Raw genomic sequence first — 20,710 nt, forward strand, 5'->3', positions numbered from 1 at the left:
GGCCGCCAGAGCGCCAAAAAGCGCATACAATCCGCAGAGCGCGATCACCCGCCAGCCGCTTAGAGCAAGGGCCTCGCCGTCTTTGGCCTCACTGAACTCTGATCGGCGTCGCATGTCGTGGATGCCATTCGTTGTTCCGCGCAGGTGGATCCAGCGCAATATAACGACGTGTTGCGGAACTGCGGCTCACATTCACGTCAAAGGCCAGCCCGACCCGATTAAGGCGACAGAGTTAGGGCCCTCAAATGCGGACCGAAATACTGTCCCGCGTACTATGCGCGTGTACAATTGTGTAGGCGGATGGCCACCCGCCTGCTTCACCTAGCAGGGCTCTTTCACTCGAGCTTCAGTGTTGCAAGCGGCTGTGCGGTTTCGCCGCAATGTCGCCGACGGGCTAAGGTCACTATATTGGTTGTGCTATGCTTATAGGATCGACATTGATAAGCGTGCGGCGCGCTTTGATCTTCACGCCGGCCTCCTTCATGCAGGCGGTTAGCCGGACGGTGTGCGCGCCGTCCGGGCTCTTTTCCAGCTTTCGTGATCTCCACCCGAGAGATCGAATTGAAGCAGAAGGAGTTTGTCATGCTTCCTCTTCCAAAAATCGCGCTCACCGCATCTGACTATCCACGGCTCGAACAGCTCGCCCACATTGCCGCCCGACAAGGAGACTTGGACGGGATATTCCTTATGGGTGAGATCAACCGGGCCGAGATCGTACCCGAAGAGTCGGAGGATCTCCCCTCGTTCGTGACCATAGGATCGTGGGTCACCTATTCCACCAACTGGAGCGTTCCTCGGCGACGGGTCCAACTGGTCTGGCCCGAGGAGTGTCAAGCGGATCTTGCCCGCATTTCAGTTTTGACACCGCTAGGTGCGGCTTTGATCGGACTCCAGGTCGGCGACCAAATGCCATACTTCGTTGCCGGCTGTTTGAACGTTGTCAGGGTGAAAACCGTGGCTCAGTCAGATGCCAAGGTAGTGCCACTCGTGCGCAGGGCGGCGCGGCGGCAGAGCAAGCCGTTTAATGATGACCCAGGGCCATCTGCGCCATAGGAGAAATCAATGGCCAATTTCGAAGCCGAGAAGCGTCAGCCGATCGACTTCGAGACACCCGGCAGGCGCACAAGAGGTCTGACCTTTCTGTCGGTTTCGGAATGACAGCCGGACAGGTCGGTCGATCGGCGATGCAGGACCACCATACGAGCGCGGATTTAGAGCACGTTGTCCCCTCGTGCGTATAACGGATCAGTCAGGCCGCCGCAAACTTGCAGCCCTACGCACTTGAAACCTCGTCGGCCGAAGAACGAGAGCAGGATATGAGGAAGACTAAAGGCGCGGAAATCGCTCTGTTGACCATTCTAACAGCCATATTGTTGCTCACCGGCGCTGGAGCTGTTGTTACGTGGGGAGCGACCACCGGTGTGGAAATCGGAAAGCATGGCTGGATAGCCCTTGGCCTCGGAACATTCTTCTCCCTGCTAGTCGGTTGCGGGCTGATGGCACTGATGTTTTTCAGCAGTCGCAGCGGTCACGACGATATGGCGGACCCCTTCCGTCGGACAGAGGTCAGATAGTCGTATCGTGCCCCTCATGACGGCCGGACAGTCGCCACCGAGGAGAAACATTCGACCCTCTGAAACTAAAGGACGCCCGTTGAGTCTTTGCATTCTATCGAGCTCGGCAGTGCCACGTCCGGGTGGTCAGCTGCACCGACGATGTCAACGATCTATGTCTTGCAGATGGAGCGACATCGAGCAACACCCCGGTCGCCGTAGCGGTTGCCCGTGGCGCGCAGCGCCTAATCGTACTTCCTACCGGCTACGCCTCCGTTCTTGACTATTTTGTTGCGCCGCCGCTCTGTCCCCTAACCGAAACGCCGTATGATTTCTCGAAGACCAGCGAGCTGATCGAACGGGCAGCGAAGGATGCCGAGGGAGGTCTCGATTGTCCCGGCGTTCATGCGCAATTGAGGATGCACAAGCACAGGCACAGAACTAGGTGGTGAGTTGCGTGGTGGCTGCTTAGAACCGGCATGAGCGATGCTCCACCTTCTTGCATTGAACCGCGGCCGCTCGAGCTGCTATCGAAGGATGCAAGTCTATCCGCACCTATCATCTTTTCTGAGGTTGACGCGCAATATTTGTCGCTTGTCAAATGCGCACAAGAGACAACACTAACGGCGTGACGTTAAGCGCGGTCTTTGGATATCTGAGGTGCTTCGGTGTGAACAACGGCGTCATCCAATCCCGTCGCCGGACGACTGGAGCACATCGGTCGCCTCGTGCCGCGTCTATGCCCGTCGCAATCAAAACGCGAGGTAGCGCGATGAATCCGACAAGAACGCTTCACGATTTTGGTCAAAGCTTGTGGCTCGACAACATCACTCGCGATTTGCTCAACGATGGCACTCTGCAACGTTACATCGACAAGCTCTCGGTGTCGGGACTGACGTCGAACCCCGCAATCTTCAATCATGCGATCAACAGCAGCACAACCTATGACGTCGACATTTCCCGGCAGGCATTGCCGACGAAATCGGCTGAGGATCTTTTTTTCGATCTGGCCCTGGCAGATTTGACCCGTGCCGCCGAGTTGTTTCAACCTGTTTTCGCCCGGACGAATGGGATCGACGGCTGGGTGTCGCTGGAAGTCTCGCCCGCCTTAGCTCATGACAGCGACAAGACCGTCGAGGCGGCGATCGAGCTTCACCGGCGTGGCGGCAAGCCCAACCTGTTCATTAAGATTCCCGGCACTGCGGAAGGGCTGCCTGCCATCGAGGCGGCTATCTTTGCCGGCGTTCCCATCAACGTCACGCTGCTTTTTTCACGCGAGCAATACGTCGCGGCTGCCGAGTCCTACCTGCGCGGCGTCGAGCGGCGCATCGCGGCGGGGCTGAATCCGGCAGTCGCCTCGGTCGCCTCGCTCTTCGTCAGCCGCTGGGATGTCGCAGTCGCCGACAAGGTTCCGGGCTCGCTGACAACCCGACTCGGCATAGCCGTCGCTCAGCGGACCTACAAGGCTTATCGAGAATTGTTGGCCTCCCCGCGCTTCCTGCGCGCCGCCAACGCCGGCGCACTACCTCAGCGCCTGCTATGGGCCAGCACCGGCACCAAAGATCCGCACGCCTCCGATATCCTCTACATCAAAGCGCTCGCGGCACCTTTCACGATCAATACGATACCGGCCGCTACCCTCGAGGCCTTTGAAGACCACGGCGAGGTCGACACGACGCTCGATCCTGACGGAGGAGACTGCGAGAGGGTTCTCGCCGAATTTTTGAAGGTCGGTATCGATATCGACGTACTCGCTGCCAAGCTGCAGAACGACGGCGCCCAGTCTTTCGTCAAGTCTTGGAAAGAGTTGATGGGGCGTATCAACTCTAAGGGGATCGCGATCCGCAAAGCGAGCTGACGTAGACGGGCATAACCTTCCGTACACCGGGCTTTGTGCGGGAGCATTTGCGGCCTGTCCATCCACCAGGCCCGCCCCACCCAGTGCTTGCTTTACCTCATTCACGGCTCGATGCGCAGGAGCTTCGGCATCCTGGTCCTTGCCGGCCCTTGGCATCCCGGACCGGCCGCTTGGCCGTCATCGGGCGCTTGACGCACGTCAAGCGCTCGTCATCTTCGATATCCGGATTGGCCATCCTCCATAGGTGACTGCGCACGACGAAATAGCGTCCATCGGGCTTCACCTTTACGTTTACGCCGCTTTCCGCCGCGCTCGCGGGTCGCCAGCGGGGGCATTTCAAAGCCCCCAAAATGACTTGGATATTGCATCGAGTTTGCGCTGCTAACTCTCGCCATTCGTCCAGCGCGTCTATCTCTGGATTGAATTCCTTAGCGTTGCCAACTCAAGGAACGCGTCTGCTTGCCGTCTCAGCTCTTCGGATCCCATCGCCGGTGTGGTCTGTAGACTCGACACGACCGTGACTCTGACCCCCAAACGCTGAACCGCTTCGACGAGGGCACGAAAATCGCCGTCGCCAGAGAAAAGGAACAGTTCATCCAGTTGCGGAGCGATCTCGAGCTCGTCAATGGCGAGGTCTATACCAATGCTGCGCCTCGACCTCCTACCCTCATCCTCATGGCGCTTGATCAACTTCGTACGAACGGTGAACCGATTGACCTCGAGCCAGTCAGTGAGACGCTGAACGTCGCCGGCCGCGCTTTCTCTTATCGCCAAGTAGAAGTAAGAACGGACAATGCTCCCGGATTTTTCGAATTCCAGCAACAATCTTTTGTAGTCGATCTCGAAGCCAAGGTTTCTGGCCGTCCGATCCAGATTGGCTCCATCGATGAAGAGCGCTCTTCGTCCTGTCATGCCTCTTGCTTCCGCGGCGATCTGAGCCGCCTGCTTCTTTTGCGCCAACGTGCGCAGTGGTTCCTAATGATCTCCCGAAATCCGAGGCAATACTTGGAATTGGTGGAACGGCGGCGGAGACGAAAGCGTCCACTCCAGCGTAGTCGCGCCGGGACCCCACGGGTTGCCCGCTGCCGTCTCTTTCCGGACGAAGGCATACACCATGGTCACGAAGAACGTGATCAGACCGGCGGCGGAGAGATAGGACCCGACGGAGGCAACCTGATTCAGGCCGCCGAATGCGTCTGGATAGTCTGCTATTCGTCGCGGCATTCCCGACAATCCGAGAAAATGCATAGGGAAAAACGCAATGTTGACGCCGACAAACGTCAGCCAGAAGTGCAGTTTGCCGAGGGCTTCCGAAAACATGTATCCGGTCATTTTCGGAAACCAATAATACCAGCCTGCAAAAATTGCGAACACGGCACCAAGCGACAGGACGTAATGGAAATGCGCAACGACGTAGTAGGTGTCCTGCAGCGATCGGTCGATGCCTGGATTGGCAAGCACAACGCCCGTGACCCCACCGATCGTGAATACGAAGATGAATCCGATAGCCCACAGCATCGGCGTCCTGAAGGTTATGGAGCCGCCCCACATTGTCGCTATCCAGGAAAAGATCTTGATGCCCGTCGGCACAGCGATAACCATGCTGGCCAAGGCGAAATACGCCTGCGCGCTGCTGGACATGCCGACGGTGTACATATGATGGGCCCAGACGAGGACTCCGATAACTCCGATCGCAAGCAGCGCATAGACCATCCCCAGATAGCCGAAGATCGGCTTGCGGCTGAACGTGGAAACGACATGGCTCACGATGCCGAAACCCGGCAGGATCATGATGTAGACCTCGGGATGACCGAAGAACCAGAACAGATGCTGATACAGGATCGGGTCTCCGCCGCCTTCGGGCGCGAAGAACGTCGTTCCGAAATTGCGGTCGGTCAGAAGCATGGTAATGGCGCCGGCCAGTACAGGCAGAGACAGCAGCAGCAGGAAAGCCGTGACGAGGACCGACCAGACGAACAGCGGCATCTTATGCATCGTCATGCCGGGCGCTCGCATATTGAAGATCGTCGTGATGAAGTTGATCGAGCCGAGAATCGACGACGCACCCGCGAGATGCATCGACAGGATCACGAAATCGACTGCCGGCCCCGGATGACCGGCGGTCGACAACGGGGCGTAGAGCGTCCACCCGGTGCCGGCGCCGTCCGCTCCAGGCGCGCCTTCGACGAACATCGAAATGATGAGCAGAGCAAACGACGCCGGCAGCAGCCAGAATGAAACGTTGTTCATGCGCGGAAACGCCATGTCCGGCGCGCCGATCATGAGCGGCACCATCCAGTTGCCGAATCCGCCCATCATCGCAGGCATAAGCGTGAAGAAGATCATGATCAGGCCGTGGCCTGTCACGAATACGTTGTAGACATGCGGGTCCGTGAAAATCTGCAGACCGGGAAGCTGCAATTCCATCCGAATCAAAACCGAAAAGATCCCACCGATAAAGCCTGCACATATGGCGAGCACGAAGTACATCGTGCCGATGTCCTTGTGGTTGGTCGAATAGAGATAGCGACGCCAGCCGCCGGGATGTGCCTGTTCCGCTTCGTGAGCGTCACCGACTGTCGACTTGGTTGTCATCGCCAATTCCGATCAAGCATTGGAAGGTTAGACCTGCTCGCCTCACGGCCTTCAAAGCAAGTGGTTGCTTCTATCTTCCATCAAGGCAGCCGAGCGGCAATCGATTTTAACTGCAGCTTAAATGCATGATTCTTGATCGTTGAAACTCGCGTCCTTCTTCCAGGCCGACGTCATAGACCTTGCAGTCCACGGTCCATTTGGATGACGCCAATCATCGATCGCGCGATGTACCATGTGGCTCTCTGGCGATTGAAGGCTTGGGCCAACGGAGCGAGACCAACCTCTTCGCCGGCAGCGGAGCGCCATGTCGGATTCAGACCAAGCGAGCCTTTGCGCCCGCCGCTCGTGTCACCCGCCTAAGATTGCCAGGAAGGCCTCGAGTATCTGGGAACCACCACCGGATACATCTCGTGGACCTTCCGAAATTCGCGTGCGATCTCTTCGTAGCCGACTGCGTCGAGGAAGTCGCAGATCACCGTTTCAGCGCTACCGTGCACGTTGCAGCCGTCGTTGCTCCGTTGCAGCGATTTCAGTTTAGCGATCGTGTCATGCTTGATGACGGTGTGTTCGAATTGCGGTTTGGGCAAAACCGGCATTTCAACGTACTTCCCTTTCCGGCACGGCACGAAACTGTCTTTCCACCGCGCCTTCACATCGAAACGACCTTCCTCAATACGGTCGTTCCGTCGCAGGTCGAGGTCTCAAAGCCCGAGATAAGCACGTCGGACTTCTGGATCGTCGATGAGCTGCTTGGCGGACCCGCTGCGAGCGATATGTCCGCTTTCCATGACGTAACCCCGGTCGGCAACCGACAGAGCCAGATTGACGTCCTGTTCGACCAACAGAACTGTCACGCCCTCACTTCGGATCGCCACCAGCGCATCGATCAACTGCTCCACGACTACGGGTGCCAGTCCCAAGCTCATCTCGTCGATCATCAAGAGGATCGGAGCGGCCATCAATCCGCGGGCCATCGCGCACATTTGCTGTTCGCCTCCCGACAAGCTGCCGGCAAGCTGACGCTGGCGCTCCGCCAGGCGCGGAAATAGAGAGTACATTCTGTCCAGGTCTCGGCTTATTCCAGACTTGTCCGCGCGTACGAACGCGCCCATCAACAGATTGTCCCGTACGGTCATGCGGTCGAAGAGCTGACGACCTTCAGGAACCTGTACGAGGCCGGCTCTAAAGGCACCGTCAGACGTCATCGGCAAGAGGTCCCGGGAATTCAAGGTCATGCTGCCCTGGCAGGGAAGCACGCGCGACAGCGCGCGCAGCAGAGTGGTCTTGCCCGCCCCGTTGCTGCCGACCAGCGCCACGACCTCGGCCGCGTAGATCTTCAGGGTTACGTCCTGCAAGACCGGCATTCCGCCGTAGCCCGCACTTACTCCGCGCACGTCGAGCAGCGGGACCGCTTTGGCTGCCGAATCCAATTTCATGCCCGCCTCTTGCCGAGATAGGCCTCGACAACCGTTTGGTTCGACAGGACGCGGCCTGGATCGCCCTCGGCGATCTTCACGCCATGATTCAGCACCAGCAGCCGATCCGACAGACTCCTGATAGCCTTGATGACGTGCTCGATGACGAGGACGCTGATCCCCTCATTGCGAACCTTGCGGATCACTTCGATCACGTCTTCGATCTCGACCTGATTGAGACCCGCCATGACCTCATCGCACAGAAGAACCTTCGGCTTCATTGCCAACGCCTTCGCCAGCTCGAGCCGCTTGCGGCCCGGCCCTCCTAATTCGTCGGCCCGCTGATCGATATTCTTGGCCAGTCCGACGAAATCGAGCTGAGCGCGGGCCTGCTCGCGGGCTTTCGCCATTTGGACCTGTCCGTCGCCCCTTCCGAACAGTGCCCCTACGGCCACGTTGTCCAGGACCGATAGGCCGGGAAAGGGACGCATGATCTGGAAGGTGCGGCCTATGCCCAGTCTCGCACGGCGATATGCAGGCAAGTGGACAATGGACCTTCCTTCGAAGAGGATGTCGCCGGAGCTCGGAGCCAGCGTTCCGCTTATCAGGCTGACCAGCGTGGATTTGCCTGCACCGTTCGGACCGATCAGGCCGAGGATCTCGCCACGCAGCAGCATGAAGCTGACGTCGTCGACGGCGACTAGGCCCTCAAAGCGCCGGGTGACGTGGCTGATCTCGAGCATCGCCGTCATAGCTGGTGGCTCCGAATATTTTCGACGAAGTAACGCCAGCCCATGCTGCGAAAGCGCCGCAGCACGTCGGCCAAGCCGCGCGGCATCGCGACGACCGCAACGACGACGACAACGCCGAAGAACAGGCCCGCGAGACTGGTGATCTCGCTCGACAGAAGCTCGGAGACCGCCGAAAGCGAAAGCGCCCCGACGATGGGGCCGAAAACCGTCCCGGGTCCGCCAAATACCGCCATGATGATCATCTTGACGTTCAAGCCGATATCGAATGCGCTTTCCGGGTCGATGAACGTAACCCAGTAGGCGTGAATGCCGCCCGCCAGCGCGCTGAATACGCCAGAGATGGCAAAAGCCACGGTTTTGTAGAGGGTCGTATTGACACCCATCACCGCCGCACCTTCCTCATTTTCGCGGATGGCGATCAATCCAAAGCCGAAGCGGCTGCGCGTCAGCCAGTAGACGGTCAGGGTCGCGAGCACGAGCAGCAGCAGCGACAACTCGTAAAACAGCGAGTCGTTGTTGAGGGGCGGCAAGACGAGTCCGATGTTCCGCCCGGCCAGTTTCACGTTGGAGACGATCGCGGCCATGACCTGGGCGAGCGCGAGTGTCGCGATCGCGAAGTAGTGCCCCCGCAGCCGCAGCACCGGTATCCCAATGAGCACGGCAAACACGGCCGCAAGCGCCGCGCCGAACAGGAGGCCGCCCCCGAAAGGCAATTGCCACTGCACCATCGCGATGGCCACGCCGTAGCTACCGAGCCCGTAAAAAACCGAATTTCCGAAGGAGGCATAGCCCGCATAGCCCCCAATCACGTTCCAGCCTTGCGCCAGAACGGCCAGAAGCAGGGCGTTGATGCCAAATTGGATGAGCACGTCCGAACCAAACCACGGCACCGCTGCCAGGACGGCAATCGCGGCCAGAAGTAGCATGGTGCGTGCCGCCTTCATGCCGCTTTCCCGAGCAGACCGTTGGGGCGAACGATCAGCACCAACACCAGCACGCCGAAGCTTGCCACGTCGGAGAAGGTCGATCCGATATAGAGTGCTGTCAGGGACTCCAGGATTCCCAGGAATAAGCCGCCCACGATCACACCGAGCGGATTGTCCAGTCCGCCGATGATCGAGATGGCAAAGGATTTGGCCGTCAGCGCCGCGCCGATATAGGGATTGATTTGCGACACCGTTCCGTAGAGGCCTCCGGCGGCGCCAGCCAGCGCAATCCCGATTCCAAACGTCATGGCGTAGAGGTGCCGGGGCTCGACGCCGTACAGCCGGGCCGCGACCAGATTTTGCGCGGTGGCGCGGATCGCACGTCCAAGCCGTGTGCGCAGCAAAAAGAGCCACATGCTGACCGTCAGCACGATTGCAATGCCGAACGCCAGAAGACGCGACACCGGCAGTACCACCGTTCCCAAGGCGATGCTGTCGCCGACATAGGACGGGTTGATGGTGCGAAAGTCGGCTGAAAACGCCAACTGAGCCAGGTAGGTGAGCACAACCTCGGTCCCGAAGGTCACCAGCAGAGTGTTGAACATCGGGGCCCTGACGATCAGGTTCAAAAGGCCTCGCTGCACGCCGTAACCCACCGCAAACATCACCACGGCAGTCAGCGGCAGCCCCAGAAACGGGTCGATGCCGACATAATTGTAGAGGTACCAGGACACATAGCCGCCGAGCATGATGAACGCGCCATGCGCAAGGTTGACGATATTGAGGACGCCCCAGACCAGGGCGAGACCGAGCGCCATCACGGCGTACAGACCGCCGAGGAGCATTCCGTTGACAAGAACTTGCGCGAGCAGGTCCACATCTTCCTCTTCTCAGCCGACAGCTCGTTCTCAGTCCGCCTGGCGCACGTCCCAGGCCGGCATGGGATATTTCGGCGGCGCGATCTTGCCCTTGCCGCCGAAAATCGCGACCAAGCGGTCACCCTGAACCTGAATGACCGTCTGGGGCAGATCGATCTGGCCACTCTCATTGAATTCGACCGGACCGTACAGGCTGTCGAACTTCACGTTCGAGAGCGCGTCGCGCACCTTCGCGGGATCCGTGGAGCCTGCCATTTCCGCAGCCTGCACCAGGGCTTGCACGTCGGCGACGCCGGAGGCGGCATGATAATCGGGGTCGTAGCCGAACTTCGCCTTGTAGACGGCCGCGAACTGCGCGGCATCGCCAAACCAGCGGTCCTTCAGGTCTGCCGAAGGCAGCCAGGCCGTCATGCCGAAGGCGTAATCGGCATCCTTACCCAGCGCCTTGCGGAAATCCTCGCTGGGAACGCCCACAGTGAAGGAATACATCTTCGGAGCGACGGCCAGGCTCTTCGCCTGTAGCACGAAATTCAGGATCTCGGTCTCATGACCGGCGACCAGCACCGCATCGACGTTCTTGCTTTTGATCCGCGACAGAAGTGAACTGAAGTCCGTGGCGTTCGTGCTGTATCGCTCGTCCATGACCAACGTCAGACCCGCCTTCTTTAATTTTGGTCGAGTCCCCTCCGCCACCGAAACGTCGAAGGCATCGTCCGCGTACAGCAGCGCGACCGATTTGGGCGCAGGATCGAGCCCCTTCAACATCTCGATCGTCGAGCCAAAATAGTTGCTGGCCGGCGCCAGCGTCCCGAAGATGAACTTGAAGCCGCGCGAGAAGATCTGGTCGGACGCGCCGCCCCCCTGCACCATTGGAACTCGGTATTTTTCGGAGACGGCCGAATCCGCCAGCGCGAAATTGCTCGCAAACGGCCCCAGCAGGAAGTCGACCTTGTCCTGCGAAACCAACTGCGTGTACTGACGCACACTCAAGTTCACGTCGGACTGATTGTCGTACAGCTTGAGCGTGAGCTTGTATGAATCGTTTCCGATCCTGACGCCCCCCGCGGCATTAATGCGATCGACCGCGAGCTGATAAGCGTCGCGATAGTAGCGGCCGGTATTGGCGACGGGTCCCGTCAGTTGTACCGACGCTCCCAAGACGATCTCCTTTGCAAGAACCTCGCCCGACGGCATCGCGACGGCAGCGGCAAACAGCAGGAGCGCCGACAGACGGGAGATTCTGAACACGAAGCTCATGCTCTCCTCCTCGCCTTCGATTGCGGTATCGGCGCGACGCTGCTCGCCGTCCGCTGGGGCTTTATAGCGATGAGAACGCTGCAGGGCGGCCGATGCAAGATCGACTCGCCCACCGATCCGCTCAACCAGCGCGCAAGGGTCCCTTGATCTCGATGGCCCACAACAATCAACTTGGCGCCCATTTCGCGAGCACACAGCACTATCTGTTCGGCCGGCCTCCCATGCCGGATCTCGCTGGTCGCGATGCATCCAGCGCGCTGGAAACGCTTGACGCCTTCGTCCAGCACCTTCTGCATCACAAACTGCTGATTTTGCGGGATATGAGTCATCGCTTCGCCGATGAGCATGCTTTCGGCAGCGTCGACGATCGCCAGAAGATGAACCGTCGCGCCGCACCTTGACGCCAACGTCTCGGTCTGCGCCAGTGCCTCGCGGCCATCGGGCGAGCCGTCGAAAGCCAACAGGATTTTCTTATACATTGCGGGTTTCCTCTCCGTACTTACGTGCGCGGCCAGCAGCAACACGCCTGACCGCCGAGCATCTGGTAATCTTGGCCCAATGGACGGCGCGAGCGGCCGGCACCTTCATCGACACGTTCAAGCTGCTGGCGCAAAGATGGCCGATAGCCATTGAGCCTTCAGGACGGTGTCGACGCCACCGACCATCGAAGGCCCGCCGAAGCGTTTCGAAAAGAAAACTTGCGGAAGTTCGCATCATCTCGGCGTTCCTCAGCAGCACGCGGGTCGGCGCACCGATCTGCACGATTAAGCCGTCATCAACGTATGTCCGGGATCAAGTTTGACAAACGAAATGTATCAACACTTGATATCAGTTTTGTTGCTGCGGGATTTCGTGCGGCACCAACGCACAATTCGAGAATGCTCGAAGGTGTGACATGCGACGAAGCGACAAGGGATCCGACGCTGTCGGTCGAACATCCACCTGCATCGAACTTGCATTGAACTGGCAACGAATTTCGTTTGCGTCGCTCAACCACGGATGAATACAGTTCTCTCAAGCACACAACAAAGCGGCTCAGGTCCGCCCAAGGAGGTTTTGATGTCGCGAGACGTAGTACGGCAGCTTGCCCATCGTCGTGATCTTCTCACCGTCGGCGCCGCTATTGCCGGTCTTCTGCCTCTCTCCAACAGCGCGTTCGCCGCCGCCAGGCGCTCGCGCCCAAACAAGGGAAACGCTCGCACCGACAAGACTTCCGAGACGGCGGCCACACTCCGAGATCTTTGGATCGGTCACATTTTCTGGGTAAGAGCCGTCTCGCTCGCGACGATCGAAAACCAGGGAGCGATCGCAAAAACGGCAGAACGAAAAGCCGTTGCCAACGCTCAATCCATCGCCGCGACCGTAGAGCCATTCTACGGCGCAGCGGCCAAGGACGCCTTCTTCAAGCTCCTTGCGGGGCACTATGGTGCCGTAAAAGCCTATCTTGCAGCGACGGTCGCAGGCGACGCCATCAGGCAAGGCGCGGCAACTCAGTCTCTGACGTCGAACGCTGAGGAGATTGCACACTTTCTGAGCAAGGCAAACCCATATCTGCAGAAGGATACAGTGAACGGCCTGCTCCAGGCCCACGGTAGTCATCACATCCAGCAGATCCAGCAATTGACCGATCATCAGTACGATGCCGAGGCTCAAACCTGGGAAGAGATGAAGAATCACATCTATCAAATCGCAGATGCCACCGCCGACGCTCTGGCAAAGCAGTTTGCCGAGAAGTTCTCCTGACCTTCGAGGCAGACAACGAGCACAGAGGATCGCTGCTCGTCGCGGCGATCCATTCTAGCCGGCGCGAGGGGCAATGATATCAGAACTGGCCGAAGAGACCGGCCGAGCACCGCGAGCTCGGCCGGAACGAAGCGCCGTTCAATCGGATGTGACACTCGACCTCGACAGCACGGACGTCGTGCGCGGCCGTGAAATTGTGCCACATGGGACCCAATCCTTCATGAACGCGACTGATCGCGCGATACATGCCGATCGGCATGGGCTGGCGATTTTGCCGAACTCGCTGTCGACCGGAGGACCGTCACGCTGCTCGGCTCGCCGCTTGCTGAACACCAATCGACCGAGTGGCCTTCCGATAGTCCGATCAAGGCTGCTCCCAGGGGACTCAATACCGAAACCGCGTTCGGTTGTTCCGACGTTTCGTGGGGCATGACGAGGACGACCTGCCTTGTCGTGCCGGTAACATTATCGCGCACGTCCACATGCGAGTTGACTGCTACGACGTTCTCTGGGAGCTCGTCATCAGGGACGATTCTCGCCCGAGATATCTCCCGTAGTACGTTCGATGCGGACGACGCCATACGGCTGTTCGTCAGCGCGGAGATAGCGATGGCGTATAGCCTGTCTCGGTCCGCTTCTGAAAGCATGACTGGAGGAAGTGCAATCGGATGGTCGTCGGGCGTATTCATGGCGGACTCCTGGCGGGTCGAACCTCGCTATTTTCGCTCACCGCTTGCTATCCGCAAGCGAAAAACATTGCGCGTCATGATCAAGAAAATTGATCTATCCTTCTGCGACTCTTACGCTTGAGCGTCGTTTCCGATGTACTCGACGGTTCAAGCGCTGCAACGTGAACTTCGGCGCCCCGCGAGAGTTGACGACGGAACGCCCCACCATGGCCAGAGGATATCGTTTACTAGAGGGCTCCATGGAAAACGACCTCTTGTCTGAGAGAATTCTCGATCAAATTGCCGACGCCGTCATCTACGCAGACCGATCGGGTGAGATCGCGCGATGGAATCGCGCTTCGGTGGCCATGTTCGGCTTCCCCTCGGAAGAGGCGCTCGGCCAACGTCTCGATCAGATCATTCCAGAGCATCTGCGCGCTCGCATTGGCGAGGGGTTCGACGCAGCTATGTCAACCGGCGTATTGAAGCTACAAGGTCGTCCGACTTTGACGCGAGCCCTGCATAAGAGCGGACGCAAGCTCTACGTCGAGATGACCTTTGCCCTCGTGAAGGGTGTCGACGGCGACGTGCTTGGCTCGGTCGCCATGGCCCGCGACGTCACCGAACGCATCGAGCGAGAGCGTTCTGCAACACGCGCGGCCTGACTTCGGCGGTCATAGCCGCTCGACTCTACGCTGCGCGGTCGCAAGGAAGCGCGACAGGAGCTTGGCGCAAGCGCACCCGTCGCGCTCCCACGAGCCAACAACATTCTTGATGCAAACTTGCAATACTTTTCGCTTGTCGAACTCGACCGAATAGCCGGTACTGGTGCGCGGCAGCCCAAGACATCGATGGCCCAATGAGCCAAGGACTGCAGATCCTTCTCGTTCTCCCAGGGAAACGACATCATGCGGAAAGCCCGGGTACCCCAACAAACGAACGCGGACGTCACAATCCGGCAGTTTGCGCCCTCTCCTCTCAAGGCAAATGCGCTCGGCTCCAGCTACTTTGGCTATTGGTCCAAAGAGGAGATACTGAGCTTTCTCAAGCATCTGCTTGACGGCGAACACATCGGCCTGACCGCATACGCAGCGATCGGTCGTGCGGCCTGCACCCATCTTGCAGACCTGGCTTTAGAGGCCGAAATGGGCCAAGGAGCGATTTGCATCCTGCTCAGAAAGGAGATTGCCGCGAGAGGCGGGACCGGCATACTTCGCGCAAAGGCGGCGGACGCCATTCCCAACATCGATTGCAGTCTCCGAAGCCGGATCAGATTTGCAAGCCGCAATCAGGCCATGCTGGCGGACATGATCGAGGATGCTGTCGTGGACATATTCGACTCCAAACTCAATGCGAAGCTCATTTACTTGCTGCTGCTACACCGCAAACAGGTCGAGCAGCTTGAAGCCATCGCCGCATAGCCCACGTGGGGCCAGCAGGCCTTTCGTGTCGCGCGGCACATGCAGAAACGAAGGGAGATTGTCGTGACCGCCAGAGAGTCTTTTGCACAGTGGGAGAAGAGAGAGATCGATCGTCGACTGAACGATGAGCTGGAGGGCACATTTCCAGCAAGCGATCCACCCAAGATTACTCGCTTTTCCGCGAAGTCGCATGGCGCCCCGGACGATACACGGCAGGGCGCCCGTGTGCCCAAGTTGCGAATGAAGCACCGATCAATCATGTGATGTTCAATCAAAATCCGCTGACGGCGCGCAGGACACCGCAGCGCCGATGAAGCAATGAGGTCATGGGAGGATATCATGGCCGGGCTGTGCGGTCTCGACTCTCAATACGACGCCTTCCTGTTTGCCTCGATATGCGAGACAGATCAGAGCAACTTGAGCGTCTTGTCACTACTCGCACGCCAAGACGTCGATCCCTGGCAAGAGGCGGCTCGCCTAACGAGCCTGCCAAAGGCTCAAGCAATACAGAGCTTTGCTGCGACGATTTCACGATCGAAGAGCGAGCAATGGTCTCCGTCGGAGGCAATCGTGCTGGCTGGTCCCTTGATCGATCTGTTGCCGTCGCATGGCCGTCCCTCATCGGCAGCGCCCTGGGCAGAGGACGGGATCGGCGGGTTGACGGTGTGGGTGATCCTCGGGGCGCTATTCATCTCGATCGCCATTTCGGGAAACAGCGTGCGGAATTCGACCAGGGACTCCGGCGAGCCGATCAACGTCGTCAGCAAGACTGCACGGGCGGATACGGCCACACGATCGTCGAGTAGAATCGGAACGGATTAGAGCGTCGCTCCGAATAGAACGAACCGGTCGAGAGAAGGGAGAGGCATCAATGGGACGCAAGTTTATCGCGGAGAACATCAAATTGAAGCGCGCATACGATGAAGTCCACTCCGGTGACGGCACGCGAATTCTGGTAGACCGTCTTTGGCCCCGCGGCGTCAGGAAAGTGGACGCGGCGATCGACCTTTGGGCCAAGGATATTGCGCCAAGCACGGGGCTGCGGAAGTGGTTCGGACACAATCCCGATCGTTGGACCGAGTTCCGCCGCCGCTACTCGGAAGAGATGCGCCAGCACCGCGAGCGGCTTGACGAGCTACGCGCCCTTGCCCAACGGGGGCGTATTACGCTCGTTTTCGCAGCGCATGATGCTGCTCACAACGATGCCGTCGTTCTTAGGGAAATCTTGCTCGGCCGGAGCACCTCCGGAGCGCCTTAGCCTCGCATCGGCCGGTAACCGAGCGCGATGCGAGACTTGACTATCTCGTGATTAGCAACATTTTCTCGCGCTCTCGATGGATCAAGGCCAAGGATATAAAAACACCTAATCGCAGCGCCCGCGCGCCCGTATTGTCTGCGGGGAGAGTATGGGGAAAGACCCGTCAGCGCGTCCATGATCCGCGGTCGCAGAAGCCCCGCGGGCCGGACCGTTCTGCCCTACCTGCCTCCCCTAGCTGGATCAGAGCGCGTGATTTTCGGCGGATCGCTCGCGGGAAATGTTTGTTGCAGCTGCCTGTCCAATTCCTCATCCAGTTCCCGTCTCTCGCGCTGTTCTCGGGTCTCAATTTCTCTTGTCACGACTAATCTCTCCCATCTCGGCGGACAACCAAACCTGTTGACCTTCTCCGCGACCGCGCTGAATGCGTGGTTGGCGAATGGATCTCCTGCGGCAAGGGGTTGCGACCGCAAGACGAGGCCCCTGCTTCAATGCGGGACCAGATTTGGGGGCTTCGGACCTCCGGGCGCGAGCACGCGATGCGGCGCACGCCCGGTTCACGAGCGGATTTGTCGATACCCCGGGCTGCGAGGAGAATGCTTGGAAACTCGATTAAACATCATTGCTCTCATGTATGGTCTAAAGACGGGATCCCAAGGCAGCTGCGGACTTTTGCCGCACAGTCACACTGCTGCGAACTCGATTCAGGCGAGCATCATCAGTCGGCGTCAGACCGGGAGGGTTTGTGGTGCACTGGGGTCCGACAAAAGGAAATGCTGAGGCTGCGCGCCCGGTAACCTCGTCTGAGCCTCATGGGCCTTAAACTGCTTGCGTACGCTCAGACTTCGCCACTACAAGCACGCTGCATGGCAGTGGAGACAAGGTCGACCCATCTGCCAGGCCATCGAAGTAGCGGGCGAGCGCTCCGTGATCTCGGCGACCGACGATAATCAGATCCGCGCCTATCTCAACGGCGGCGAGCATTATCTGCTCCGCCGGCTTCCCGTAGTCCAACTTGCCTGCTGCCGCGCATCCGGCGCCCGTGAGCTGCCTCACAGCCTCGTCGAGCACTGCCTGCGTCTCAACTCCCTGATTTACGAAGGATGAAGTCCCCGCCTCGACAGTGAGCATTCGCTCGGGCGATTCAATGATCGCAATGAGATGAACTCTCGAACCACACGCGGCCGCCACACTCTGGGCATGAACGAGTGCGTCGCGGCCATCCGGTGATCCATCAAAAGCCAGGAGAATCCTTCTGTACATCAGAGTCCTTGGTTTGACATACGTTGAAGCTCGGAACGTCGCCGGCCCCGCAATGGTTCCTCGGGGGCAAGTCCGGGGCATTTTTCCCGCTCCTGGCGCGCGGATCACGCCGAGGTCAACCTGCACGTCGATCAACATTTGACAAGCGAAAATGATCATCAGCTGATGCCGATTGGCCGAAGGAAACTGGCGGAGGCTTCTTCAGTCTAAACGACCATGGGCGCACGACTTGCCGGCCGTTGCACCTAACATTCTCCTCGATGAGAACTGACAACACTTTTTGTTTGCAAGACCCGCACACTGGACGACTACTCGAGAGGCCCCATGGGGACACTGAACGCGGACGATTGGAACGGATGCAATGCCTCTGCCGCTCGAACATATCGTCAAGCATTCGATGGGCACCCCCGCGCTCACAGCGCCCAAACTGACATTGCTCCTTTTGGCAATTATTGTGTGCCTGGGCATTGCCCTCGTGTGGACCCTTTGGAAGATCGAGCACGATGCGCATCCGCGACACGATAGATATCGGTCGGATTAGGTAAAGCCAATCAATCGCAGCCCAGCAACGAGCTGATTGGATCAGAGTGGGCGCGACGGCATCCATCGCGCCCACGTTCTCTCTTCGCCGCCAACTAGCCTTCGCGACCGACCTTGAGCACGGTGAGCTCGCGCCTTTCGCCGGTTCTACTGCGGAATGAAATCGTCTGATTGGCCGAAAGCCCCAGAAGTGCGGCGCCGACCGGCGTCAGCACGGACACACGTCGGCGTGCGATATCGGCATCATGCGGATAAACTAGGACGATTTCTCGAATCTTTCCGGTCTGTTCATCTCGAAATTCCACCTTACTGCCGAAACTAACGATATCAGGACGCAGTTTATCTGCGGGGACGATATGCGCTCGGTCGAGCTCCTCCCGAAGATATTCACATACCTCGGCCATCGGCCCGGTTGCCATGGACGAGAGCGCCGATAGTCTGGCCAAATGATCAGCATCAATGGCAATCGGCGGTCTCATCTCAGCTACTCTGTCGCGCTGCATTTCCCACTCCTTTAAGACTTGTCGAGCGATCCAGCTCTCTTCCAACACATGCGCTCCTAAGCCGCCTGAGGGCCGTCGTCATCGGCCCCGGAGAGCTAGTGGGAGCCCGACCGGCTCTGCGGCGGGATTGTGCCGGAAACAACACGGGTGCTCCCGCCGGTGCCAGGACGCTTTCGACAATGACGGAATGAAGCCCGCCCTCGATACTGAAGAACTTCATAAGCTGCCCAACGCTCATTCCGAGAAGGGCGGCACCAAGCGGTGAGAGGACCGATAGTTCCACCAGCCCGTTTCTAAGATCGTGCGGGCACACCAGGATTTTGCTTTCGGACTGCCGACCACCATCGACCCTGTAGGTCACCCACTCGTTGAGACGCACAGTACCATCCGGTACCTGGTTCGAATCGAACACAACGGCCCGACGAATCTCTGACATCAGGAAGCTGCCTACCGGATGACGTTCTTTCACGGCATCATCGGCTAACCGTTCAAGGCGCGCATGGTCTCGTCGCGCTATGCCGATCGAGGGCAATTGCCCGGTGGAATCGACTCGGATGTTTGACATCGAGCAATACTCCTCAGTTTTCATGAGCTGGTAAGACGCCTTCGTCCGCCTCTTGGCGTTCAGAGGGGGCTAGACATAAGCTTCGCATCCTCCGGGTTAGGTCGATCAGATTGTTCGCGTGCTGCCCCAGCGCACCTATCTGATTTCTATAATACGCGTCTGAAACCTCGATCGCTTCCATTCCAGTTCTGGCGCCTGCAAGTCGGGCAAGGTATGCAAATGACTGCAACGTGTTGTTGCCGGCCAGTTGCACGGTCTTGCGACTATGGTCTGCAATGGTCGCAACTACATCGCTCGCGGCGTTCATGTACACTCGCCCGATCTCTCTCGCCTCTGTCATCACTTGACTCCCTCGGTGTTAGCTCGATAGTGCGGCAAAGTTGCAGGTCCAAGCCTCGTATTGCGGCGCACCTTCGTCGACAGGCTCATGTCAAACGAGCGCGCAGCGCGTACTACGCACTTCGTGACAGAGCAGTAAAGATTGTTGTAAAATAGTTATGCCCGGACAGCCATTAAGGCTACCCGGGTCACCTGCCAATTTGCAGGTGGCCCTCGACGCAATATTGTTGATCGAGCGCGATGATAATCATGCCAACATAGTTGGCGCGATGGCCCGCGAAATCAAGATACTCCGTTGGTCCGCGCCGTTTTGTCGCGAACTGCTACCCACCTTCTTACTTAGACACCTTCCGATCTCCGCGGAATGAAACCGCGATGAGATACGGGCTTGAAATCCCATCGCGGATCAAGTTGGTCCTGCCCGTGAAAAACCCGGCCCGGAATCAACAACCAACGATGTAGCTCTCGCCTGACATCTCAGACAGTAGGCGCGGGTTCGTGATCTGGATAGCGCATCATTCGGAGAACGCGCAGGACCCCACGGTCGTGGGTCACGGTGGCCCTGCGGCAATTGCACAGCGCGCTTTCTAGCCACGCTGTCGCACTGAATCAGTGTCGCTCATCCCAGCGTTTTCATTGCATCGAACGGTCAAATAAACTCGTTTGTCATCGAGGGCGGCCGATGGGAAGGTGCTGTTCTCCGGGATCACCATGACGAACGCTGGACAGAGACGTCCTGACCGACCGCCCATAGTTCTAACGAGAATGGACCGACAAAAGCTGCTCAGGCTGCTTCAAGACTTGCCGATGAAGAGCGTCGATACCGATTGCCTTCTTCGAGAGGAGATTGATCGCGCCGATATGATTTCAGACACCGCCGCATGGAGTTCGGCCGTCAGACTCGGATGCGAGGTGAAGTTCGTCGAGCTTGGAAGCTCACATCTTCGGCGCGGTCGTCTCGTTCTTCCGGACGAAGCCAGAACCCCTCATTGCATCTCGGTTCTAAGTCCGATTGGCACCGCCCTCATTGGACTTGGACCTGGGCAATCAATTCATTGGACCGAGCGTGGTAGGAAACGAAGCCTCGCGGTGCTTGAAGTAAGAGCGAGCGGAGTATCACCGCCGACCTAACCGGCGGCACAGCGTATCGATGATGCATGGTGACGATCTTGCCGACCG

Annotated in this window: 23 protein-coding genes; 9 read left to right on the plus strand and 14 right to left on the minus strand. The window is 58.6% G+C overall.

Translation table 11 applies throughout. From position 1 onward, the window contains the following. The first annotated feature begins 561 nt into the window (after positions 1-561). From N2602_RS23210 to tal, 3 genes are all read left to right on the plus strand, one after another. On the plus strand, positions 562-1,053 hold the full coding sequence (locus N2602_RS23210; protein ID WP_260379539.1) for a GreA/GreB family elongation factor: 492 nt from the start codon (positions 562-564) through the stop codon (positions 1,051-1,053). A 263-nt stretch (positions 1,054-1,316) separates the two neighbouring features. Beyond that, the gene (locus tag N2602_RS23215; protein WP_260379540.1) at positions 1,317-1,574 is read left to right on the plus strand and encodes a hypothetical protein; all 258 of its coding nucleotides are present in this window, start codon (positions 1,317-1,319) and stop codon (positions 1,572-1,574) included. A 751-nt stretch (positions 1,575-2,325) separates the two neighbouring features. Next, positions 2,326-3,411: a transaldolase gene (tal, locus tag N2602_RS23220; RefSeq protein WP_260379541.1), complete on the plus strand. Its 1,086-nt coding sequence runs from the start codon at positions 2,326-2,328 to the stop codon at positions 3,409-3,411. Positions 3,412-3,819: 408 nt separating this feature from the next. On the opposite strand, the gene N2602_RS23225 is transcribed toward tal, so the two are convergent. The 9 genes from N2602_RS23225 to N2602_RS23265 all read right to left on the minus strand — a co-directional run bounded on the left by N2602_RS23225 (position 3,820) and on the right by N2602_RS23265 (position 11,713). Next, positions 3,820-4,371 (minus strand): NYN domain-containing protein, encoded by a 552-nt coding sequence (locus N2602_RS23225; RefSeq protein ID WP_260379542.1) that lies wholly within the window; start codon positions 4,369-4,371, stop codon positions 3,820-3,822. 15 nt (positions 4,372-4,386) lie between these two features. After that, positions 4,387-6,006, minus strand: a complete 1,620-nt coding sequence (gene ctaD / locus N2602_RS23230) for a cytochrome c oxidase subunit I (protein WP_260379543.1) — start codon at positions 6,004-6,006, stop codon at positions 4,387-4,389. A 356-nt stretch (positions 6,007-6,362) separates the two neighbouring features. After that, positions 6,363-6,602: a hypothetical protein gene (locus N2602_RS23235; RefSeq protein WP_260379544.1), complete on the minus strand. Its 240-nt coding sequence runs from the start codon at positions 6,600-6,602 to the stop codon at positions 6,363-6,365. 105 nt (positions 6,603-6,707) lie between these two features. Beyond that, positions 6,708-7,442, minus strand: coding sequence for an ABC transporter ATP-binding protein (locus N2602_RS23240; protein ID WP_260379545.1), 735 nt, complete (start codon positions 7,440-7,442; stop codon positions 6,708-6,710). Then, on the minus strand, positions 7,439-8,173 hold the full coding sequence (locus tag N2602_RS23245) for an ABC transporter ATP-binding protein (protein WP_260379546.1): 735 nt from the start codon (positions 8,171-8,173) through the stop codon (positions 7,439-7,441). The genes N2602_RS23240 and N2602_RS23245 overlap by 4 nt, the downstream gene beginning before the upstream one ends. Further along, the gene (locus N2602_RS23250; RefSeq protein ID WP_260379547.1) at positions 8,170-9,117 is read right to left on the minus strand and encodes a branched-chain amino acid ABC transporter permease; all 948 of its coding nucleotides are present in this window, start codon (positions 9,115-9,117) and stop codon (positions 8,170-8,172) included. Before N2602_RS23250 ends, N2602_RS23245 begins: the two co-directional genes overlap by 4 nt. Beyond that, entirely contained in the window at positions 9,114-9,977 is an 864-nt protein-coding gene (locus N2602_RS23255; protein WP_260379548.1) for a branched-chain amino acid ABC transporter permease, read from the minus strand. Before N2602_RS23255 ends, N2602_RS23250 begins: the two co-directional genes overlap by 4 nt. A gap of 30 nt (positions 9,978-10,007) precedes the next feature. After that, entirely contained in the window at positions 10,008-11,171 is a 1,164-nt protein-coding gene (locus N2602_RS23260; RefSeq protein WP_260383700.1) for an amino acid ABC transporter substrate-binding protein, read from the minus strand. Between the two features lie 59 nt (positions 11,172-11,230). Further along, complete coding sequence (locus N2602_RS23265) at positions 11,231-11,713, minus strand: universal stress protein (RefSeq protein WP_260379549.1); 483 nt, start codon at positions 11,711-11,713, stop codon at positions 11,231-11,233. A 580-nt stretch (positions 11,714-12,293) separates the two neighbouring features. Between N2602_RS23265 and N2602_RS23270 the strand changes: the two genes are divergently transcribed. Then, complete coding sequence (locus N2602_RS23270) at positions 12,294-12,977, plus strand: hypothetical protein (protein ID WP_260379550.1); 684 nt, start codon at positions 12,294-12,296, stop codon at positions 12,975-12,977. A gap of 218 nt (positions 12,978-13,195) precedes the next feature. Here the strand turns inward: N2602_RS23270 and N2602_RS23275 are convergent, their stop codons facing one another. Then, positions 13,196-13,666, minus strand: coding sequence for a GreA/GreB family elongation factor (locus N2602_RS23275; RefSeq protein ID WP_260379551.1), 471 nt, complete (start codon positions 13,664-13,666; stop codon positions 13,196-13,198). Positions 13,667-13,905: 239 nt separating this feature from the next. On the opposite strand from N2602_RS23275, the gene N2602_RS23280 reads away from it, so the two are divergent. The 4 genes from N2602_RS23280 to N2602_RS23295 all read left to right on the plus strand — a co-directional run bounded on the left by N2602_RS23280 (position 13,906) and on the right by N2602_RS23295 (position 16,324). Further along, complete coding sequence (locus N2602_RS23280; RefSeq protein ID WP_260379552.1) at positions 13,906-14,310, plus strand: PAS domain S-box protein; 405 nt, start codon at positions 13,906-13,908, stop codon at positions 14,308-14,310. 243 nt (positions 14,311-14,553) lie between these two features. Next, positions 14,554-15,066 (plus strand): hypothetical protein, encoded by a 513-nt coding sequence (locus N2602_RS23285; RefSeq protein ID WP_260379553.1) that lies wholly within the window; start codon positions 14,554-14,556, stop codon positions 15,064-15,066. 339 nt (positions 15,067-15,405) lie between these two features. Then, a complete protein-coding gene (locus N2602_RS23290) occupies positions 15,406-15,888 on the plus strand; it encodes a hypothetical protein (RefSeq protein ID WP_260379554.1) in 483 nt (160 codons plus the stop codon). A 49-nt stretch (positions 15,889-15,937) separates the two neighbouring features. After that, complete coding sequence (locus tag N2602_RS23295) at positions 15,938-16,324, plus strand: DUF488 domain-containing protein (protein ID WP_260379555.1); 387 nt, start codon at positions 15,938-15,940, stop codon at positions 16,322-16,324. An 816-nt stretch (positions 16,325-17,140) separates the two neighbouring features. Here the strand turns inward: N2602_RS23295 and N2602_RS23300 are convergent. From N2602_RS23300 to N2602_RS23310, 4 genes are all read right to left on the minus strand, one after another. Continuing rightward, the gene (locus N2602_RS23300; RefSeq protein ID WP_260379556.1) at positions 17,141-17,722 is read right to left on the minus strand and encodes a universal stress protein; all 582 of its coding nucleotides are present in this window, start codon (positions 17,720-17,722) and stop codon (positions 17,141-17,143) included. Positions 17,723-18,219: 497 nt separating this feature from the next. Further along, on the minus strand, positions 18,220-18,672 hold the full coding sequence (rnk, locus tag N2602_RS23305) for a nucleoside diphosphate kinase regulator (protein ID WP_260379557.1): 453 nt from the start codon (positions 18,670-18,672) through the stop codon (positions 18,220-18,222). Then, positions 18,605-19,216, minus strand: a complete 612-nt coding sequence (locus N2602_RS38955) for a GreA/GreB family elongation factor (RefSeq protein ID WP_409241840.1) — start codon at positions 19,214-19,216, stop codon at positions 18,605-18,607. The genes rnk and N2602_RS38955 overlap by 68 nt, the downstream gene beginning before the upstream one ends. Next, positions 19,206-19,532: a phasin family protein gene (locus N2602_RS23310; protein WP_260379558.1), complete on the minus strand. Its 327-nt coding sequence runs from the start codon at positions 19,530-19,532 to the stop codon at positions 19,206-19,208. Before N2602_RS23310 ends, N2602_RS38955 begins: the two co-directional genes overlap by 11 nt. 860 nt (positions 19,533-20,392) lie before the next feature. Between N2602_RS23310 and N2602_RS23315 the strand changes: the two genes are divergently transcribed. After that, complete coding sequence (locus N2602_RS23315; RefSeq protein ID WP_260383701.1) at positions 20,393-20,662, plus strand: GreA/GreB family elongation factor; 270 nt, start codon at positions 20,393-20,395, stop codon at positions 20,660-20,662. Positions 20,663-20,710: the final 48 nt, after the last annotated feature.

The organism is Bradyrhizobium sp. NC92 (assembly GCF_025200865.1).
Classification (GTDB): domain Bacteria; phylum Pseudomonadota; class Alphaproteobacteria; order Rhizobiales; family Xanthobacteraceae; genus Bradyrhizobium.

Bases quoted from the DNA above. Each gene is read 5' to 3' on its own strand.
- N2602_RS23290 (WP_260379554.1), top strand. From the start codon at position 15,406: ATGGCCGGGCTGTGCGGTCTCGACTCTCAATACGACGCCTTCCTGTTT.
- N2602_RS23310 (WP_260379558.1), bottom strand. From the start codon at position 19,532: ATGACAGAGGCGAGAGAGATCGGGCGAGTGTACATGAACGCCGCGAGC.
- tal (WP_260379541.1), top strand. From the start codon at position 2,326: ATGAATCCGACAAGAACGCTTCACGATTTTGGTCAAAGCTTGTGGCTC.
- N2602_RS23280 (WP_260379552.1), top strand. From the start codon at position 13,906: ATGGAAAACGACCTCTTGTCTGAGAGAATTCTCGATCAAATTGCCGAC.
- N2602_RS23215 (WP_260379540.1), top strand. From the start codon at position 1,317: ATGAGGAAGACTAAAGGCGCGGAAATCGCTCTGTTGACCATTCTAACA.
- N2602_RS38955 (WP_409241840.1), bottom strand. From the start codon at position 19,216: ATGAAAACTGAGGAGTATTGCTCGATGTCAAACATCCGAGTCGATTCC.
- N2602_RS23265 (WP_260379549.1), bottom strand. From the start codon at position 11,713: ATGTATAAGAAAATCCTGTTGGCTTTCGACGGCTCGCCCGATGGCCGC.
- ctaD (WP_260379543.1), bottom strand. From the start codon at position 6,006: ATGACAACCAAGTCGACAGTCGGTGACGCTCACGAAGCGGAACAGGCA.
- N2602_RS23300 (WP_260379556.1), bottom strand. From the start codon at position 17,722: ATGTTGATCGACGTGCAGGTTGACCTCGGCGTGATCCGCGCGCCAGGA.
- N2602_RS23240 (WP_260379545.1), bottom strand. From the start codon at position 7,442: ATGAAATTGGATTCGGCAGCCAAAGCGGTCCCGCTGCTCGACGTGCGC.
- N2602_RS23235 (WP_260379544.1), bottom strand. From the start codon at position 6,602: ATGCCGGTTTTGCCCAAACCGCAATTCGAACACACCGTCATCAAGCAT.
- N2602_RS23295 (WP_260379555.1), top strand. From the start codon at position 15,938: ATGGGACGCAAGTTTATCGCGGAGAACATCAAATTGAAGCGCGCATAC.
- N2602_RS23285 (WP_260379553.1), top strand. From the start codon at position 14,554: ATGCGGAAAGCCCGGGTACCCCAACAAACGAACGCGGACGTCACAATC.
- N2602_RS23275 (WP_260379551.1), bottom strand. From the start codon at position 13,666: ATGAATACGCCCGACGACCATCCGATTGCACTTCCTCCAGTCATGCTT.
- N2602_RS23260 (WP_260383700.1), bottom strand. From the start codon at position 11,171: ATGCCGTCGGGCGAGGTTCTTGCAAAGGAGATCGTCTTGGGAGCGTCG.
- N2602_RS23315 (WP_260383701.1), top strand. From the start codon at position 20,393: ATGATTTCAGACACCGCCGCATGGAGTTCGGCCGTCAGACTCGGATGC.
- N2602_RS23270 (WP_260379550.1), top strand. From the start codon at position 12,294: ATGTCGCGAGACGTAGTACGGCAGCTTGCCCATCGTCGTGATCTTCTC.
- N2602_RS23250 (WP_260379547.1), bottom strand. From the start codon at position 9,117: ATGAAGGCGGCACGCACCATGCTACTTCTGGCCGCGATTGCCGTCCTG.
- N2602_RS23245 (WP_260379546.1), bottom strand. From the start codon at position 8,173: ATGACGGCGATGCTCGAGATCAGCCACGTCACCCGGCGCTTTGAGGGC.